The sequence below is a fragment of the Aquimarina gracilis genome (assembly GCF_035285365.1).
Lineage (GTDB): Bacteria > Bacteroidota > Bacteroidia > Flavobacteriales > Flavobacteriaceae > Aquimarina > Aquimarina gracilis.
In genome coordinates this window covers 166,225-185,411 of record NZ_JAYKLX010000005.1, presented here as the reverse complement: position 1 = coordinate 185,411, position 19,187 = coordinate 166,225, and the positions used below count along the sequence as shown (strand labels likewise).

Here is a 19,187-nt window from a genome sequence, read left to right as displayed (position 1 = left end):
TCTAGTGTTGAAGGGCTGTAATTTTTATTTTTTCGAGAGCTTGTAGTATGTCTTGCATTAAATCTTCTTTTTCTTCTATTCCTACGCTAAATCTCAATAATCCATCTCGAATACCTTGTAACTCTCTTTCTTCTGCAGTAAGTAGAGCATGAGAGGTAAGAGTAGGGGATAGAATTGTACTTTCTACACCAGCCAAGCTCATTGAACTTTTTATTAGTCGTAGTTCTTTTTGAAACTTACTCGCATCCAAGCCTTCCCTTAGTTCAAAAGATAACATGCCTCCGTAACCCTTCATTTGTTTTTTGGCAACTTTATGATCGGGATGAGATTTTAAACCCGGATAGTAAACGGTAGTTATATCATCTAATTTGTTAAGCCATTTGGCTAATTTCATTGCATTTTTATTCTGGCGTTTTACCCGTAACCCCAAAGTTTTTATACTACGTTCGAGCATCCAAACTGTAAAATCGCTTAGACTACCTCCAAAATTTTTGGCTACTTGGAATATCTGATCTATTTTTTTTTCGGTAGAAATTACTGCGCCAGCCAAAATATCGCTGTGCCCACCAAGATATTTGGTAGCAGAATGCAAGACAATGTCGATGCCTAATTCAATAGGGTTTTGGTTTACCGGTGAAGCAAAAGTATTGTCGATCATTGTTGTGATTCTGTGTTTTTTGGCAAGAATCGCGACGGCATTAATATCTACTATTGATAATAATGGATTGGATGGTGTTTCTATGTAAATTACCCTGGTATTCGGTTGGATTTTTTCTTGAAAACTTTCAGTAGAATGAGTATCGACGTATGAGAATTCGATTCCATGTTTTTCAAATTCTTCATTTACCAGATTAGCCGTTCCACCATAAATTGCTCTTTGTAATATTACATGATCACCTTTTTTTAGAAAAGCGAATAGGGTGGTACTTATGGCGGCCATTCCACTTCCAAATATCAATGAAGATTCTCCTTTTTCTAGAGCTGCTATTTTTTTACATAATGCCTCTTGATTAGGAGTGTTGAAATATCTTGGATATCGTTTTATGTTGACATCTTCAAAAGCATAGGATGTAGATAAATAAATGGGTGAAACTGCTCCTTTAAATTGCTCATCTTTTATTTCGCCAAGATGAGTACAAATGGTATTAAAACCTATTTTTTTTGAACTCATAATATTAGGTAACCTTGAAGTTTTAGCTCCTAAAATTAAAACATTCAAAAGAAAAGAAACAGCATTTAACAGATTAAGTTAAATATTAAGAATTTTAGTGCTCAGAAAACTAAAGGAATTATGCCATTTTCACTTTAGAGATGTTTCTCATAATCGTCTGGAAGAATTGTTGTGTGTCATAAGGTTTTATAATCACATCGTTCATTCCTACCGATAATGCCTGGTTTCTAATTTCTCCTTCTTCAACAGCCGTTAATGCAATGATAGGAATGTGAGTATTAAAAGTTCTAATAACCTTGGTTGCCTCGAGTCCATTCATTTCGGGCATATTGATATCCATAAGTACAAGATCAAATTTTTCGACTTTCAACATTTCGATAGCGGCCATACCATTACTGGCAATATTACAGGTATATCCTTTCTTTTTTAGAATGTTTTGAGTTACAATTTGGTTAATTTTATTATCATCAACAATAAGAACATTGAAGTTGCTTGTTCCTATACTTAAGGTTTCTCCCATTTGTAAAGAAATTTCCTCTTCCTTTACTGCTTTTTCATAGTTAAGATCGAAGTAGAATTCAGAACCTTTTCCTTCCTGACTTTTTATTTTGATCTCACTATTATGAAGATGAATTAGTTTTTTAACAATGGCCAGTCCAAGACCAGTACCTTCATATTCCTGATTTTCATTTTTTACCTGTGCAAAATTATCAAAAATACTTTGTTGTTTGTTTTTAGGGATTCCGATTCCGTCATCTTTCACAATAAATCGTAACAAATAACTGTCATCATTGGCTTGCATACATTTTACAGATACCCAGATATTACCATTTTTGGTAAACTTAAGAGCATTACCAATAAGATTAATTAGAATTTGAGACAATCTTACAGAATCTCCTAGTAAGGTGGTAGTGATCTTCTTGTCTATATCAATATGTACGGTATTATTATTACTTTTTTGTTTTGTATGTAACGAATTAACGATTCCTTCAATCAAAGACCTGATGTCAAAAGTAACTTTTTCAAGTTTTACCTCATTAGTTTCGATTTTACTTAATTGAAGAACATCATTAATAAGAGCCAGCAAATAGTCTCCCGAAAACTTTAGAGACTCTAGGTACTCATTTTTTTTCTTTTGATCGGGATTCTCCATTAATAGCGAAGTAAGTCCGATAACTCCATAAAGCGGTGTTCTAAGTTCATGACTTACGGTTGATATAAATTGAGATTTTAAGGTAGATACTTGTTCTGCCGTTTCTTTGGCACTAATCAGTTCTCTATTCTTTTCAATTAAGTCATTATTCAACTTTCTTTTCTGAAGATTATTTTTATATGAACTAATAAGGAAAGCCAACGAAATTAATATAAGAATAACACCAAGGATAATACTAATCCTCCATTTTAATGCTTCTGATTCGCTTTCTTTCTTTTCAGACTCGGCCTTTTTAATTTTTGCTTCATATTGGTCAACCTCATACTCAATATTTGCACGTTGAAGTTCTATTAATCGTTTAAATTCTTTTGCCCGTAGGATATTTTGAAATTGCTTTTTTTGGAAATAATAAGCATTTTGATAATCCTGTTGTTTGCGATATAATTCAGACTTTGTTTCATATGCTGATGCTAGTTCTTCATAGTAAGTTGATGTCAATTCATCTTTATTCTTTTTGTTTTTTGTCTCTCCAATTGCATAAGAAATTGCCCTGTCTATATATTCTTCAGCAACTTGATATCTCCTTACATTCAGGAAATACTTTCCTAAAAGTCCATTTAGTTTTGTTTTAACCAAGTTGGGAGATTTTTCATGAATTAATTTTCTGGCAGGCGCTAGATACTCATAAGCGCTATCAAAGTCGTTTCTTGAGATATAATACTGTCCCAGATTAAGAAGTGGTCTAATCATTCTGGCTGTATCATTTAGTTTTACAGCAAATTCATAAGACTTTTTGTAATACCCAACACCTTTGGATCTTGTTAGATTATGTTTTGTGTATACACGAGCAAGATTATTATATAAATCTGTTTCAAGGACTTCGCTCTTAGAACTTCTTGCATGAGTCATCGCTCGACGATAATTACTTCTTGCTTTAGTATCGTCGTCATTAATTTCATAATTCTTTGCGATGATATTATAAATATACCCAAGACTTTTATCATCATTATTATATTGAGCATTTTGCAATGCTGCCTTAGCAATCTCTAGAGATTCTTCGTACTTATACTCCTCTTGTAATTTTTCGGCTTTTTTAATATAGCTCCATATGCTATCCGAAATTAGGGAAGATTGAGATTGAATGATTTGGGTAAAACCAATTAGAAATAAGAAAGTTATATGTTGAATATTTTTTTTCAACTTTTACATAATTAATGGATCGTATCTATAGGCGAAAATACAAAAATAGATTAAAGAAAGTGTAATTCACCGTAAAAAAAGTGCAATTTATCCGTAATTCTTGTAAGTAAAAACAACTATTTGTAAGAATAAAGTATGATTTATAGGAAAATAATATGTGATTAGAAAAAACTATTGAAACATAAATAATAAAAATTAATCACCCTATTTTGTTCTATAAGTAGATGTATATTTGCGACGTCAAAACAAATAAGTTAATTATATCAAAATTTAAAAAAACATGGCATTTGTAGGTAAAAAATTTCCTAATCTAGATGTAGACGCAATGAATGATATGGGGGATACTTTTAAGATTAATGTTCTTGAAGAAGCAAAGAACAAAAACAAAAAAGTATTGCTTTTCTGGTATCCAAAAGATTTTACTTTTGTTTGTCCGACAGAACTTCATGCATTTCAAGAAGCGTTAAAAGAATTCGAAAAAAGAAATACTATAGTTATTGGTGCATCATGCGACACTCCTGAAGTACATTTTGCTTGGTTGAACACTTCTAAAGACAATGGAGGTATAGAAGGTGTAACATATCCTATTCTTGCAGATTCTAACCGTAACTTATCTAATACTTTGGGTATTCTTGATATTACCAATGAAACATATAACGAAGAAACAGGGGTTGTTACTGTTGAAGGAGACAATGTTACTTATAGAGCAACGTATTTGATCGATGAAGAAGGAACGGTTTTTCATGAAGGTGTGAACCATATGCCAGTTGGTAGAAATGTAGCGGAGTTTTTAAGACTTATAGATGCATATACTCACGTTCAGAAAAATGGAGAAGTATGTCCTGCAAACTGGGAAGAAGGAAAGCAGGCAATGAATGCTAATAGAGAAGGAGTAGCTTCTTATTTAGCTTCAAACTAATAAAAATGATTTTATAAACTTCTTCAGGAATATCACTTGAAGAAGTTTTACACCTAATTTAACTCAAAAGATCAAATGGTTCAAGAATTAACAGAAGATAATCTTTCTCAACTTATTGCTGATAATAATAAGGTAGTGGTGCAATATTCTGCATCGTGGTGCGGAAATTGTCGAATTATGAAACCAAAGTTTAAAAAATTGGCCTTAGAAAACAACGATACAGTTTTTATTGTTGTGGATGCCGAAAAGTACCCTGAATCCAGAAAAATGGCTACAGTAGATAATCTTCCAACTTTTGCCGCTTTTAAAGATGGAGCATTTATGAATCAGGTACAAACAAACAAATTTGATATTCTTAAAGAGTTAGTAGATGAAGTTACCAGTAATTAAGCACCTCACCAGTTTCATAGAAGAAAATGATGAAGATTTTGTGGTTGAAACTATAGAAACTCTAGAGGCATTAACAGAGGTGCCTTCACTTAAAGATAAAGAGTTGGATGTTATTGGAGAGTTAATCTCTAATATGTATGGAGCCCTTGAAGTTGATAAAATGATCAAACAGGGAACGCCAAAGAAAGAAGCTCTGAATAGTTTTATGCAAAGGGTTCTAGGATCCATTGATACATGAAAAAGAAAAAGTAAAACCTTCCGACCTGGAAGGTTTTTTATTTTCTTAAAACTTTATGAAAATTACCATTTAATCTTATTAATTTTAAAGCTCAAAATATAACAATCATTTATTATGGCTACAATAACTTTAAAAGGAAACGAAATACATACCAATGGTACATTGCCCGAAATAGGTCAAAAAGCACCTGATTTTGAATTAGTGAGTGGCGATTTGTCTATATCTAAATTATCAGATTATAAAGGAACCAGAGTGATATTGAATGTTTTTCCTTCAATCGATACTGGTATTTGCGCAGCTTCTGCAAGAACTTTTAATAAAGAAGCTAGTAGTTTAAACAATACAAAAGTTTTGTGTGTGTCTAGAGATCTTCCTTTTGCACAAGGACGCTTTTGCGCTGCCGAGGGACTAGAAGATGTAATTAATCTTTCAGATTTCAAAACAGGACAATTTGGTAAAGATTATGGTTTAGAAATTATTGATGGACCAATGCAGGGGTTGCATTCTAGAGCAGTTGTTATCCTAGATGAAGAAGGGTCCGTTTTATACACAGAACAAATTCCTGAAATTGTTCAAGAGCCAGATTATACGGCTGCATTAAAAATATTGTCTTAAAATTAATGAGTAAAGTTTCAAAGTTTATTATAGGCAGGCTACGTGGTTGTGGTTATGCCTTCAAAGGTGCATTATTACTTTTAAAAACAGAACCCAGCATACAGGTTCAAACAGGAATTGCTGTAATTATGACAGTCCTGGGGTTTTACTTTGATATTACTTCAACCGAATGGATTTTGCAAATTTTTGCAATCGGTTTGGTTATGAGCATCGAAGGAGTAAATACTACCGCAGAGGCCATAGCAGATTTTATTCACCCTGATTTTCATGATAAAATTGGCTTTATAAAAGATGTCGCAGCGGGTGCTGTTTTTATAGCAGCAATAACTGCAATGATTATTGGATTCATAATCTATATTCCGTATTTTTTTGGATAAAAAAAGTATTCGAGAGCTTATAAACTCTCGAATACTTTTTAATAAAGGTTTAACTAATGTTTTTTAGTTTCATTACTGGATACTTAGATGTTCGGTTCTACATTTTTGTATTAGTATGCTTCCCTTGCCCAAAATTACATATTCACTTTGATTGGTTCCTACCAGCCGTTTTTTGGTTTTTACTAAAAAGGGATAATCATTTGCCTTAATATTGTTAAAGTACCCCTTGGAGTTTGGGCCTATAGAAATCTCTTTATAATCGGCAAAATATCCATCTTTTTGTTTTTTCTGAATACTCACTAGAATGTTTTTATTTGTTCTATTCACAAAACCAAAATTTCCAAACCCTTGATTACAATCTACCTTTGGAGTAACATTTTTTAAATTACTATAGTTGTTAACATTAGTAAATATATCAGATTCGGGTACTTTTCTAGCCTGGATTGGAGCTGTAATTGGTGTAGCTGTAGTCGAGAAAACCTGTTGACGAGAGTTGCCAGGGTCATTGGTATAATAGCCACTTACAGCTTGATTATTGGGGTTTTGTTGGTTATTATAGTTAGAATTAGGGTATTGATTGTTTCTAAGATTAGAAGTGTTTTGATTAGTTATAGGTTGAGGGTATTGAGTTTGTGATTGTGTATTTTGATAGTTTTGAAACTGTGATGGGTTATTAAAGGAATTATTCGGATTTCCTTGATAATTTCTTTGTAGATTTTGATTGCTATTCAAAGTTTCATAGGTATTGGTGTTATTTTGTGGTTGCGATGATAATGCGCTACCATTGTTTAAGGGTACATTCGCAGGAACCGAAGAAAAGGTTGTAGCATTTTGGTAATTGGGTACCTGGCTTTGTTGATTGTAATTTGATCGATTCCCTGAAGAAATTTGATTTATATTTTGATTATTTGGCGTAACTCTATTAAATCTGTTTTGTTCCTGTTTCTTTTCTTTTGTGACGCTTTGAACATCCTGCATTCTGAATCTATATCCATAACCATCCTTTGTCTGAACGGTTAAGTTTTCATTAAAGTTAAATTCAGTAATTTTCCCTACAATTACACTTCCGTTTTTTAAGGTGATAATATCCCAGGAATCTTGAGATAAACAAAGTAACGATGTCATAGACATCACTAGTAATAATAGAATCTTTTTCATGGTTTTTAATTTAATTTTAGCAAATTAGACTTGTGTTTACAGATAATACTTGAACAATTAATCTATTCAAAATCAGAATAGTTAATACAATAACATATTTGTTTGATTGGTGCGTTGGTGTAGGTAGGAATGATTCTCGTTCTTTCGTTGTTAAAATAATGATTTTCAATCAATTATATAGTTAACTCTTTATTAAATTAAGTGCTAAAATTTCAGAAATAACGCTTATTTATGTTTTTAGTCGATTTTGCATTAAGAAAATTTTTGCATCATTTTTACGTTCCAATATAGATATTCGTATTTTTGCGATAAGACATCCAAAAAATGGCTAAAAAAAGAGTAAGTACAAAAAGGAAAACAACAAAAAAACCAAAGACTCCGTTAAAACAAAAATTAGCTTTATCAAGACAACAAAAAGTAGTTTTGGGAAGTTTTTTGTTCTTTTTGGGGATAGGATTGTTCTTTGCTTTTATCTCGTTTTTTTTCAATTGGAAGATAGATCAAAGTGAAATTTCACAATTTTATGATAGAGCTTCTTCACCCAAAAATTGGCTCAGTAAATTTGGGGCAACGGTAAGTCATTTCTTTATTTTTAAGGGGTTTGGCGTATCATCACTCATACTACCTGTTTTGACCTCTCTAACCGGGATTTATTTATTTTTTGACCTAAACAAGAAAAAACTTGCAGGGTTTTGGTTTTGGGGAACATTGGTAATGATTTGGATATCTGTTGTTCTTGGTTTTATTAAAAAGGAAAGTGGATTATTAGCCGGCGTTGTAGGATATGAAACCAATGATTTTCTACAAGATTATGTTGGGTTTATAGGTACAGTATTAATATTGGCTTTCTTTGCTATTGTTTATATAGTGGTGAGATTGCGATATACTCCAGAAAGATTAACTGCATCTATTAAAAGTACACAAAAAGATATCGCTAGGGATTTTGAATCGACACCAACATCTACGAGTAATACAGTTAATAATAATGGACATAAAGTAACCGAAAAACAAGAAGAAGAATCTGGATCTAGTCGTATTAAAGAAAGAATTGATGCAATTATTGCCAGATCAAAAGATATAGGTAAAAAAGAAGAGCCGAAAAAAGAGGTTGTAAAGAAAGACCTTATTAAAAAGGAATCTGAGACGAATGAAATTACTTTAAACCCCACAATCAATGATTTTTACGGAAATCCCGAAAATAGAGACAATGACGTCCCAGAAAAATTAATTATAAAATCTGAGGATAACCCAGAGGATATTGCCATGGAGGTCGAAAAAGTTTCTGAAGAAGAAGTGGTTAGAGATAAAGATTTGAGTGCAAAATTGGTTAAGGATTTTGGCGAGTTCGATCCTAAACTTGAATTGGGTAACTATAAATTTCCTGGAATTAATTTATTAAAGGATTATACAGGGCAAACGGGTAGTATTACAATAGATCAGGGTGAGCTCGAAGAGAATAAAAATCGTATTGTAGAAACCCTTAAGAATTACAAAATTGAAATTGCACAAATAAAAGCAACGGTCGGTCCTACTGTAACACTTTATGAAATTGTTCCTGAAGCTGGAATACGTATTTCCAAGATTAAAAACCTTGAAGATGACATAGCTTTATCATTGGCGGCCTTGGGAATTCGCATTATTGCCCCTATACCTGGTAAAGGAACTATTGGAATCGAGGTTCCAAACAAGAAATCTACTATTGTTTCTATGAGATCTGCGATAGCCTCTTCGAAGTTTCAAAATGCTGAAATGGAATTACCTCTATCTCTTGGTAAAACAATTTCTAACGAGACTTTTGTGGTAGATCTGGCAAAAATGCCGCACCTTCTTATGGCTGGTGCAACAGGACAAGGTAAATCTGTTGGACTTAATGCGATTTTAACTTCATTATTGTACAAAAAACATCCGGCTGAAGTAAAGTTTGTTCTTGTAGATCCCAAAAAAGTTGAACTTACATTATTCAACAAAATTGAACGCCATTACCTGGCCAAACTACCAGATACAGAAGAAGCTATTATTACCGATAATACAAAGGTGATTAACACGCTTAATTCGTTATGTATTGAAATGGATGCCAGATACGACCTCCTTAAAAATGCAATGGTACGTAATATTAAGGAATATAATGCGAAGTTTAAAGCCAGGAAATTAAATCCAGAAAATGGCCACAGATTTTTACCTTATATTGTATTGGTCGTAGATGAATTTGCTGATCTTATAATGACTGCGGGTAAAGAAGTAGAAACTCCTATCGCCAGATTAGCGCAGTTGGCAAGAGCTATAGGAATACATTTAATTATAGCTACCCAAAGACCATCGGTGAATGTAATTACCGGGATGATTAAGGCAAATTTCCCTGCAAGAATTGCATTTCGAGTAACTTCCAAAATCGATTCTCGAACCATTTTGGACACAGGAGGGGCAGATCAGCTTATTGGTAGAGGAGATATGTTGTTTACTCAAGGAAATGAAATTATAAGGATACAATGTGCTTTTGTTGATACACCAGAAGTAGAACGCATTACAGAGTTTATTGGTAGCCAAAAAGCGTATCCCGATGCTCATTTACTTCCAGAGTACGTTGGCGAAGAAAGTGGCACAAGTCTTGATATAGATAAAAAGGATAGAGATAAACTCTTTAATGAAGCAGCAGAAGTTATTGTAACAGCACAGCAAGGTTCGGCGTCTTTACTACAAAGAAAACTGAAATTGGGCTATAATCGCGCCGGTAGATTGATTGATCAATTAGAAGCAGCTGGTGTAGTAGGGCCTTTTGAAGGTAGTAAGGCCAGACAAGTACTTGTTAATGATTTGGTTTCGCTTCAACAATTATTAGATAATGAAAAGTAAAAGAAGAAAATAAACAATGATAAAAAAAACACTATTAATCATATTTGTATTGGGTTTAACTTCCGTTCAAGCGCAAACGGCAAAAGAACTACTTAATGAAGTCTCAAAAAAAGTGAAAAGCTATAATAACATTGTAATAGGCTTTAAGTACTCTCTTAATAACCCAGCAGAAAATGTTTCACAAGAAACAAGAGGAGACGTCACTTTACAAGGAAATAAATATCTTCTTAATCTAATGGGGACCGAACAAATGTATGATGGCAAAAAACTACATGTGATTGTTCCTGAGGATGAAGAAATTAATATTTCTACGCAAAGCGAAGAGGATGAAAATAGTATTACTCCTTCAAAAATGTTGACCTTTTATGAAGATGGATATACCTATAAAATGGATATTGTGCAGAGCGTTAATGGAAGAAAAATACAGTATGTAAAATTAACTCCTATTGATTCTAAAAGTGATCTGAAGGAAATATTACTTGGTGTCGATAAACAAACCAAGCATATCTATAAAATGATTCAAAAGCAAAATAATGGTACTAACGTTACAATTACTGTAAGTAGTTTTAAAACCAATCAGCCTTTATCTGAGACATTGTTTGTATTTGATGAGTCAAAATATGAGAATTATTATATTAATAGATTAGATTAGTTATTTATATAAAAAGCTATAATATTTTCCTTATAAATAATAAGAACGGGTGCTCAATTGCATGCGTTCTTTTAATTTTAAACTACTTTTACAAAAAAGTAATTTTCAAAAACAAAATACGTGAAGATTCTTGATCGATATATCTTAACCTCTTTCCTAAGAACGTTTTTTCCGCTCTTTATAATTATTATGTTTATTCTTTTATTGCAGACCATTTGGTTGTTTATTTCTGAGCTGGCTGGTAAAGATCTTGATTTCTCTGTTATCATAAAGTTTTTGACCTTTGCGACACCTAGGTTGATTCCAATGGTACTTCCACTCACGATTTTGCTTACTTCTATTATGATTTTCGGAAATTTTGCAGAAAATTATGAGTTTGCAGCAATGAAATCTTCTGGAATATCGTTGCAACGAGCCATGCGTACATTATCTATTTTTATCTTTTTTGTTGGGATTGGCGCATTTCTTTTCTCTAATACTGTAATCCCCAGTTCAGAAAAAAGATTTATTAACCTAAGAAAGAATATTGTAAAGGTGAAACCGGCTATGGTAATTACACCGAACCAGTTTAATGATCTGGGTGATATCAATATTAAGGTTTCTGAAAAATATGGAGATAATGATCAGTTCTTAAAAGATGTTATTATACACAAAAAAGCTGCAAGACCAGGTAACTTTACAGTTATTAAAGCAGTAGAAGGTGAGTTAAAAGGTAGTGTGAATTCAGATCTTATTACACTCGTATTAAATGATGGTAACTATTATGATGAAATTCAGCAAAGGTCTCCAAAGCGAAGAAACAAATTACCATTTGCCAAAACGCATTTTGAAAAATATATTCTGAATATAGACCTATCTTCTTTAGGTAATGTGGATATGGATGCACAACAGTATAGTAAGGGGTACAATATGCTTAATGTAAATGGGCTAAGGCATGAGATTGATACATTGTCTATGCAAGTAAATGATGAAATAAGAGGCACTGGGGAAGAAGTAAATAGAAGGATAGGATACGAAGGATTAAATAGAAACATGAAAATTGATACGGTACAAGTTTCAAAAAATGAATCCAAAGACACTTTGGATTTAATGAGCATTTTTAGTACCACACAAAAAATTCAAATTTATAAAAGCGCGATTACCAATACCGATGGGGTTACAAGAAAAATAAATACACTAGAAAAAAATACGACGACAAAAAGAAGGTTTCTAAACAAATATGAAATGTCTTTACACGATAAGTATGCTCTTGGGATATCTTGCATACTACTATTTTTTGTGGGGGCTCCACTAGGTGCAATAATTAGAAAAGGAGGTTTGGGATTGCCAATCGTAATCGGGGTTGTGTTGTTTTTGACATATCACTTTATAGGAATCTTTGCCAAAAATAGTGCTGAAGAAGGAGGCATCCCACCGTTTATTGGATCATGGCTTTCTACTTTTATCATATTTCCATTAAGTATTTTCTTAACTCGTAGAGCTACTACAGACCAAGGGATCTTTAGTTTTGATAATTTTATTCAGCCAGTCAGGGATTTCTTCGCAAAACGAGCGTCCAAATCCAAAAAATAGATTTCTTTTTAAATATCTTTGCAGATAACTTTTAAGATTAAGAATTATGTCGCAGATTACCGAAACCACAAAAAGAATTAAGTTGAATACTATTCAAGAGGCTATAGAAGATATTCGACAAGGAAAAGTAATTATTGTGGTTGATGATGAAGATCGTGAGAATGAAGGTGATTTTCTTGCAGCTGCCGAAAAAGTTACACCAGAAATGATCAATTTTATGGCTACTTATGGTAGAGGGCTTATTTGTGCTCCACTTACCGAAAATCGTTGCGATGAATTGAAACTTAATATGATGGTAGGCAATAATACGGATCCGATGGAAACTGCATTTACCATTTCTGTTGATCTAAAAGGTAAAGGAGTTACCACAGGAATATCTGCAAGTGATCGTGCAAAAACTGTTCTTGCGTTAACAGATAAGGAGACCAAACCGCATGAATTGGCGCGTCCAGGACATATTTTTCCGTTAAAGGCAAAAGAGGGTGGAGTTTTAAGAAGAACGGGTCACACCGAAGCTGCTATCGATTTTGCTAGACTTGCTGGCCTGAAACCTGCAGGAGTGATCGTAGAAATTATGAACGAGGATGGAAGTATGGCACGTCTTCCGCAATTAGTTGAGGTAGCGAAAAAATTTGATCTTAAACTGGTTTCTATAGAAGATCTTGTGGCTTACCGAATGCAACACGACTCACTTATTGAGAAAAAAGAAGATTTTGATATCGTTACACGATTTGGTAAATATAGATTAAGAGCATACAAACAGACCACGAACAATCAAATTCATATAGCACTTACTTTAGGGAGTTGGGATGATAATGAGCCTGTGCTTACCAGGGTGAATTCTACATTGTTTAATAACGATATCCTCGGGACGCTTACAAACAATGCCGATAAACGTCTGGATGCAATGTTCAAACGAATCAATAATGAAGGCAAAGGTGCTATTATTTTTATCAATCAGGAAAGCCAATCTCTAAATCTTTTAGGTCGCCTAAAAGGGCTAAAAGAACTTCAAAATGGAAAAGATATTAAGAAAGCTCCTAAAATAGTAATGGATACCAAAGATTTTGGCATCGGAGCGCAAATATTACACGATATCAACATACATAAACTTCGTTTAGTATCAAACACAGTACAACAAAAACGTGTTGGGATGATAGGGTATGGCCTTGAGATTGTTGAATATGTAGAATACTAAAAAGAGATTCTATTATAAGACACTTTTTATTGCTTCTACCATTTTTGTACCTCTTTCTGTAACTTCGGCTTCTGTCCAGTTTAACTTAATAAGGCAAGAAACGGTTCTACCCATCCAGGCATCACTAGCTTCAAAAGATCGATTGTTCTTTTGTAAGCCGGATCGTACCTCTTCAGAAAGTTTACTAAGAGATTTTTGTTCTAAAAGATGTTCCCATTTTTTGTAGTAGTGCCAGTTATTGTCAAACCAATAGAAACAAGCATCCACTCCGTGGGCACCTAATGCTTTATGAGCTTTTCTGGCAAGATCTTCTGTAGGTAAAAATATATTAAGAAAGGCATAGCTCTCTATACCTGTTTTAGGCACTCTTCTATAAGTGACTTCAGAAATTTCTTGTAAAGCATTTTTTAGTATGGTATAATTCTTTTCTTGCGTTGCAATAGTGCTATCCAATTTTCTAAGTTGAGCAATACCAACAGCAGCATTTAATTCTGATATTCTATAGTTATATCCCAAAAATGGATGAGATTCTGCACCGCGATCATTACCAATATGATCATGTCCATGATCATGGTACATATGGGCGCGATCTGCATATTTTTCAGAGTTTGTAATAATCCCGCCGCCTTCACCGCAAGTAACAGTTTTGACATAATCAAAAGAGAAACAACCTAAATCCCCATAACTACCCAAAGGTTTACCGTCGTAACTCCCGCCAATAGCTTGGCAAGCATCTTCTAATAAAATTAGATTGTGTTTGTCGCAGATATCTTTTATTGCACCAAGATCGGCCATAGAGCCACACATATGCACGGGCATAATAGCCTTGGTTTTTGGGGTTATAGCAGCATCGACAGCTTTTGGATCTAAAGTTAATGTATCGTCAATATCACATAAAACAGGAACAGCACCTACAGATAAGATAGCTTCAAAACTAGCTACAAATGTAAATGTTGGCATGATTACTTCGTCTCCGGCCCCAATTTCTGCACAGGCAAGTGCAACACTAAGTGCAGCAGTACCGCTAGATACTACCTGTGCATATTTGGTTTGCATTTTATTGGCTAGATCTTTTTCTAGCTCCAATGCCTTATGATGCCCATTTCTTATGGGGTCAAATCCATATCGCATTAGAACTCCATTGTCTAAAACATCTTGCACTTCTTTCTTTTCTTCATCACCAAATATTTCAAATCCGGGCATAGCTATACTATTACATTAAACTTTACTTCTTTGGCAAAAGTACCGAAAAGAGTTTTGATTTTGCTATTGACTATTTACATTTTTTTAAGTATTGGATTTCTAGATTTTTTAGCAAACAGCAGTAACTCTATAGTGTTATTACTGTTTCAGAAATAGAACGTCTCACTTTTTTAAAATCAGAAAACATGTCATCGCTAGCCCTATAGCCTACGGGTAATACCAAAACTGAGGAAAGCCCTAAGCTTTTAAGGTCAAGAGTTTCATCGTATTTTTCTGGGATAAATCCTTCCATCGGGCAAGCGTCTATTTCTTCTAAGGCACATACCGTAAGGAGGTTACCCATAGCTAGATACGCTTGTTTTGCTGCCCAGACCGATATTTCTTCTGAGGGTTTATTTTTAAACGAGTCTACCAATTGCTCTTTAAATGGTTTTAAAATTTTATCTGGAGTATTGCGTATGGCTTTTACATTGTCGAAATACTTTGTAATGTATTCTTCTCCAACTGTTTTTTCAATGCAAATTACAAGTACATGAGATGCATCTGCTACTTGTTGTTGGTTCCAGGAATATTGCGTTAATTTACTTTGTAAATCTTTGTTTTTTATCACCACCAGCTTTAAAGGTTGAAGTCCATATGAAGTGGCAGTAAGGTTAAAAGCTTCAGTAAGTGTATCTATTTTTTCCTGAGGAAGGATTTTTGAATTATCAAACTTTTTGGTAGCATAGCGCCATTTTAAACTTTCTATAATATCCATGCGAAGTTTTTTTTAATATGGTGCAAAGATAGTAGGATAACGATTACCTTTGACATATAAAATCATAAGAAAAAACTATATCCCAATTACATGAATTCTATAGAAGACCTGATCGAAAAATCTGAAACCAGAATTTTTAAAGCAGTATTTCCCAATACCACAAATCATTATGAAACTTTGTTCGGAGGAACCGCTTTACAGTTAATGGATGAGGTTTCTTTCATTTGCGCCACTCGTTTTAGTAGAAAAAAGGTGGTTACAATTTCTTCAGATAAAATAGATTTTGAAAAACCGATCCCAGAGGGAACAATTATCGAACTAGTAGCCAAGGTATCCGAGGTAGGAAGAACAAGTTGTACGGTAAGAGTGGATATCTATAAAGAAGATATGTATAGTTATCAAAGGGACCTAGCAGTCACAGGGTTGTTTAAATTTGTTGCTATTGATAATAATAAAAAACCAATCCCTATTATTGATAAATAGTATAAAAAAGAGCATTGCAATTGCAGTGTTCTTTTTTATAGTTGAGATATTTTAATTGCTCGCCAATTGTTTAATTTTTATTCTGAAAGCCGCAAAGATTAATGTCATAAACGGGCTCAACCAGTTGAATATAGCAAAGAAAAAATAATCAACTACAGGTACACCCAGAACACCGCTTTGATATGCTCCACAAGTATTCCAAGGGATTAAAACTGAAGTCACGGTACCAGAATCTTCTAAGGTGCGACTTAGATTTTCTGGTGCAAGCCCTTTATCTTTAAAAGCTTTAGAGTACATCCTTCCTGGTACTACTATAGCCAAATATTGGTCTGATGCGGTAACATTTAAGGCCAGGCAACTTACAACTGTACTTGCAAAGAGACCAAATACGGAGTCGAATAAGTTAAGCAAGGTTTTACTGATTTTAGCAAGAGCACCAATGGCATCCATTACACCTCCAAAAACCATAGCACAAACAATTAACCATATTGTACCCAGCATACCAGACATTCCTCCTGCCGAAAACAAATCGTTAAGTTGTGCATTGGTTGTTTCGACAGCTGTATCTACGGTCATAGCTTTCATAACTCCCATATATGCAGAGCTGAATGTAAGTTCATTACTGCCGGCAATTTTCATTACTATGTCGGGTTGTGCAATAATTGCAGCAATGGCACCTAACAAGGTTCCAGCTAATAACGCAATAAGGGGAGGAGTTTTTTTTATGATTAATGCGATTACCAAAACAGGAACTATAAATAACCAAGGTGTAATATTGAAAGCACTTTTTATAGCCTGTAACTGCTCTGTTATTTGTGGTGTACCTGATGTATCAATTGCAAACCCAATAATGATAAAAACAATAAGTGTTATAGTAATAGTTGGTACGGTGGTATAGGTCATGTATTTAATATGTGAAAATAATTCTCCACCAGCCATAGCGGGAGCGAGGTTGGTAGTGTCAGACAAGGGCGACATTTTATCCCCAAAGTATGCTCCCGAAATTACTGCTCCGGCAGTCATCCCAAGAGATATACCCAGCGTGTCACCAATTCCAATAAGTGCTATACCCACGGTTGCCGATGTAGTCCAGGAACTGCCTGTGGCGATAGAAATTATCGCACAAATAATAACGCAGGCTGCTAGAAAAATAGTGGGATTCAAAATTTGTAAACCATAATAAATCATTGTTGGAATAATACCACTTATTAACCAGGTACCAGCCAATGAACCTACCATCAGCAATATCAGTAATGCCCCGGTGGTAGATTTTACGTTGCGAGCAACTTCTTCCATCATTTGTTTATAAGAAACTTTATTGAAGAAACCCACAATTGCGGCAATTGCGGCCCCAAGCAAGAGAATGAATTGATTACTTCCGCTTAGAGCATCATCACCAAACAAATAAACGTTATAGAACAACATTCCTACCAGAATTACTACCGGTAATATGGCTTCCCAGATGTTTAACTCTTTATTTTCAATAATATCATCATTTTTGGGGGTAGTAGGAGTGATGTTTTGACTTTCCATATAGCGTATTCGAAATTTTATAGGTGTAATGTTACGATATTAATGAAATCTATGCAATCGATATGTAGAGTTTAATTTTTTGAAACAGTTAAAAAACAGTGCTTATTTATCCTTGGAAATGACAATTTTTTGTTTATTTTGTGTTTTTTATCGATATAATTTGATTTTTATCGATAAAACATCTATTATTGTACTGTGGTTTTGTGATAAAAATACTAAATCAACCTACTTTTGAAATGTGAAACAAAAAGAGTAAGAGAAAAATTGGAATTGTTTTAAACTTTTTTTGCCCCCATGAAAGAATAGTTCCCCCGAATTATTTGTTCCCTAAACCTAACAAAAGCCTCTTTCCCCCAGAGGCTTTTTTTCAAGTTGAAAAGAATATTGATTGCCCCTATAGAACTTTTAGCTAAAATTAGAGTTAGCTAGATCAAAAAGCCCTCACCCCAAGGGCTTTTTTTATTAAATTAACAGCAATCTCATTTTTTATGCTGAAATTAGAGCAAAAATGTCATGATGCAAACGACGTTATACAGGGGTGTTGAATTGTTTCTTCTTTTTGTTTTATTGCCTTTAAGTTTTCTGGTAAGATATCCTACTGTGCTTAAAATAATATTTACAGTAGTAGGTTTTTTATACATTTTGATTATGCTAAAAAGAAACGGATTACTAAAGTTAACATTTCCACAGAAAGCCTATTGGAAGCCCTTTTGGCGAGAGACCGTAATTAAGTTGATAGTTGTTATGGTAGTGACGGGGCTTTACGTTTTTTTTGTTGCTCCAGATAAATTGTTTTCGGTTCTCATCAAGAAACCACAATTATGGGTGATCATATTATTTGTTTATACTTTCTTATCGGTGTGGCCGCAGGAAATTATATACAGAACTTTTTTTTACAATCGGTACGAAGTGTTAATTAAGAATAAGTGGTTATTTATTTTTATTAATGCTATTCTTTTCTCTTTGGCCCATCTTTTTTTAAGAAGCTTTCTGGTTCAGGTACTTACGTTTATTGGAGGTTTGTTATTTGCATATACATTTCAAAGAACCAAATCAACTACCCTAGTGTCTATAGAACATGCAATTTATGGTAATTGGTTATTTACTGTTGGAATGGGAGAGATGCTTGCTTTTCCCGGAGCAGATTAGTGATGCAAAAAATCGATCAGCAATTGTACGGCTTTTCCCCGGTGGCTTATTTTATTTTTTTCTATCAAAGGAAGTTCTGCAAATGTTTCTGAATATCCGGTAGGTTTAAAAATTGGATCGTATCCAAATCCGCCATCCCCTTTTTTATCCAGTGTAATTTCTCCTTTACAAATACCGGTAAATGTTTCGAGCTTACCATTTAACTCTAATGCTATAACCGTTTTAAATTGGGCATTGCGATTTTCTTTTTGATCTAATTCATCTAGAAGCTTATTCATATTTGCAAGAGCATCCTTCGCTTGACCAGCATATCTTGCAGAATAAACCCCTGGAGCACCATCGAGAACATCAACTTCTAGACCCGTATCATCGGCAAAACAATCATGACCATAGTGCTGTTTTATGTATTGAGCCTTTTGCACTGCATTACCTTCAATAGTAGGTGAAGTTTCAGGAATGTCTTCTGTACAGCCTATGTCTTCAAGACTTAAAAGTTTAATTTCAGAAGGAAGCAAAGCTTGGACTTCCTTTAATTTATTATAATTATTTGTCGCAAAAACTAGTTTCAT

Annotated in this window: 18 protein-coding genes; 11 read left to right on the top strand and 7 right to left on the bottom strand. The window is 33.8% G+C overall.

The features are described 5' to 3' along the window. Nucleotide 1: 1 nt before the first annotated feature. Together U6A24_RS11395 and U6A24_RS11390 are read right to left on the bottom strand one after the other, a co-directional pair. Entirely contained in the window at nucleotides 2-1,171 is a 1,170-nt protein-coding gene (locus U6A24_RS11395; RefSeq protein ID WP_324180100.1) for a trans-sulfuration enzyme family protein, read from the bottom strand. Between the two features lie 118 nt (nucleotides 1,172-1,289). Further along, nucleotides 1,290-3,524 (bottom strand): tetratricopeptide repeat-containing hybrid sensor histidine kinase/response regulator, encoded by a 2,235-nt coding sequence (locus U6A24_RS11390; RefSeq protein WP_324180099.1) that lies wholly within the window; start codon nucleotides 3,522-3,524, stop codon nucleotides 1,290-1,292. Between the two features lie 280 nt (nucleotides 3,525-3,804). Here U6A24_RS11390 and U6A24_RS11385 point away from each other — a divergent pair, with 280 nt between their 5' ends. The 5 genes from U6A24_RS11385 (at nucleotide 3,805) to U6A24_RS11365 (ending at nucleotide 6,063) form a co-directional block, all read left to right on the top strand. Beyond that, nucleotides 3,805-4,443 carry a peroxiredoxin gene (locus U6A24_RS11385; RefSeq protein ID WP_324180098.1) on the top strand — a complete coding sequence of 213 codons (639 nt, stop codon included), beginning with the start codon at nucleotides 3,805-3,807 and terminating at the stop codon, nucleotides 4,441-4,443. A gap of 75 nt (nucleotides 4,444-4,518) precedes the next feature. Beyond that, nucleotides 4,519-4,833, top strand: coding sequence for a thioredoxin family protein (locus U6A24_RS11380; RefSeq protein ID WP_324180097.1), 315 nt, complete (start codon nucleotides 4,519-4,521; stop codon nucleotides 4,831-4,833). Then, a complete protein-coding gene (locus U6A24_RS11375; RefSeq protein ID WP_324180096.1) occupies nucleotides 4,814-5,071 on the top strand; it encodes a DUF6952 family protein in 258 nt (85 codons plus the stop codon). The genes U6A24_RS11380 and U6A24_RS11375 overlap by 20 nt, the downstream gene beginning before the upstream one ends. A 114-nt stretch (nucleotides 5,072-5,185) precedes the next feature. Beyond that, entirely contained in the window at nucleotides 5,186-5,686 is a 501-nt protein-coding gene (tpx, locus tag U6A24_RS11370) for a thiol peroxidase (protein WP_324180095.1), read from the top strand. 5 nt (nucleotides 5,687-5,691) lie between these two features. Further along, a complete protein-coding gene (locus U6A24_RS11365; RefSeq protein WP_324180094.1) occupies nucleotides 5,692-6,063 on the top strand; it encodes a diacylglycerol kinase in 372 nt (123 codons plus the stop codon). Nucleotides 6,064-6,135: 72 nt separating this feature from the next. On the opposite strand, the gene U6A24_RS11360 is transcribed toward U6A24_RS11365, so the two are convergent. Then, nucleotides 6,136-7,221 (bottom strand): hypothetical protein, encoded by a 1,086-nt coding sequence (locus tag U6A24_RS11360; protein WP_324180093.1) that lies wholly within the window; start codon nucleotides 7,219-7,221, stop codon nucleotides 6,136-6,138. Between the two features lie 324 nt (nucleotides 7,222-7,545). Between U6A24_RS11360 and U6A24_RS11355 the strand changes: the two genes are divergently transcribed. The 4 genes from U6A24_RS11355 (at nucleotide 7,546) to ribB (ending at nucleotide 13,493) form a co-directional block, all read left to right on the top strand. Next, nucleotides 7,546-10,071 (top strand): FtsK/SpoIIIE family DNA translocase, encoded by a 2,526-nt coding sequence (locus tag U6A24_RS11355; protein WP_324180092.1) that lies wholly within the window; start codon nucleotides 7,546-7,548, stop codon nucleotides 10,069-10,071. A gap of 16 nt (nucleotides 10,072-10,087) precedes the next feature. Beyond that, entirely contained in the window at nucleotides 10,088-10,723 is a 636-nt protein-coding gene (locus tag U6A24_RS11350; RefSeq protein ID WP_324180091.1) for a LolA family protein, read from the top strand. A gap of 120 nt (nucleotides 10,724-10,843) precedes the next feature. Then, entirely contained in the window at nucleotides 10,844-12,295 is a 1,452-nt protein-coding gene (locus tag U6A24_RS11345) for an LptF/LptG family permease (RefSeq protein WP_324180090.1), read from the top strand. 46 nt (nucleotides 12,296-12,341) lie between these two features. Beyond that, complete coding sequence (gene ribB / locus U6A24_RS11340) at nucleotides 12,342-13,493, top strand: 3,4-dihydroxy-2-butanone-4-phosphate synthase (protein ID WP_324180089.1); 1,152 nt, start codon at nucleotides 12,342-12,344, stop codon at nucleotides 13,491-13,493. Between the two features lie 12 nt (nucleotides 13,494-13,505). Here ribB and U6A24_RS11335 read toward each other — a convergent pair whose 3' ends face one another. Together U6A24_RS11335 and U6A24_RS11330 are read right to left on the bottom strand one after the other, a co-directional pair. Continuing rightward, nucleotides 13,506-14,696, bottom strand: a complete 1,191-nt coding sequence (locus U6A24_RS11335; RefSeq protein WP_324180088.1) for a DegT/DnrJ/EryC1/StrS family aminotransferase — start codon at nucleotides 14,694-14,696, stop codon at nucleotides 13,506-13,508. Nucleotides 14,697-14,823: 127 nt separating this feature from the next. Beyond that, nucleotides 14,824-15,453, bottom strand: coding sequence for an NAD(P)H-dependent oxidoreductase (locus U6A24_RS11330; RefSeq protein ID WP_324180087.1), 630 nt, complete (start codon nucleotides 15,451-15,453; stop codon nucleotides 14,824-14,826). A gap of 90 nt (nucleotides 15,454-15,543) precedes the next feature. On the opposite strand from U6A24_RS11330, the gene U6A24_RS11325 reads away from it, so the two are divergent. Next, entirely contained in the window at nucleotides 15,544-15,936 is a 393-nt protein-coding gene (locus U6A24_RS11325) for an acyl-CoA thioesterase (protein ID WP_324180086.1), read from the top strand. A 51-nt stretch (nucleotides 15,937-15,987) separates the two neighbouring features. Here the strand turns inward: U6A24_RS11325 and nhaC are convergent, their stop codons facing one another. Further along, a complete protein-coding gene (gene nhaC, locus U6A24_RS11320) occupies nucleotides 15,988-17,469 on the bottom strand; it encodes a Na+/H+ antiporter NhaC (protein ID WP_324180085.1) in 1,482 nt (493 codons plus the stop codon). A 648-nt stretch (nucleotides 17,470-18,117) separates the two neighbouring features. On the opposite strand from nhaC, the gene U6A24_RS11315 reads away from it, so the two are divergent. Then, the gene (locus U6A24_RS11315) at nucleotides 18,118-18,618 is read left to right on the top strand and encodes a CPBP family intramembrane glutamic endopeptidase (RefSeq protein WP_324180084.1); all 501 of its coding nucleotides are present in this window, start codon (nucleotides 18,118-18,120) and stop codon (nucleotides 18,616-18,618) included. Here U6A24_RS11315 and U6A24_RS11310 read toward each other — a convergent pair. Then, a complete protein-coding gene (locus U6A24_RS11310; protein ID WP_324180083.1) occupies nucleotides 18,615-19,187 on the bottom strand; it encodes a non-canonical purine NTP diphosphatase in 573 nt (190 codons plus the stop codon). The genes U6A24_RS11315 and U6A24_RS11310 overlap by 4 nt on opposite strands.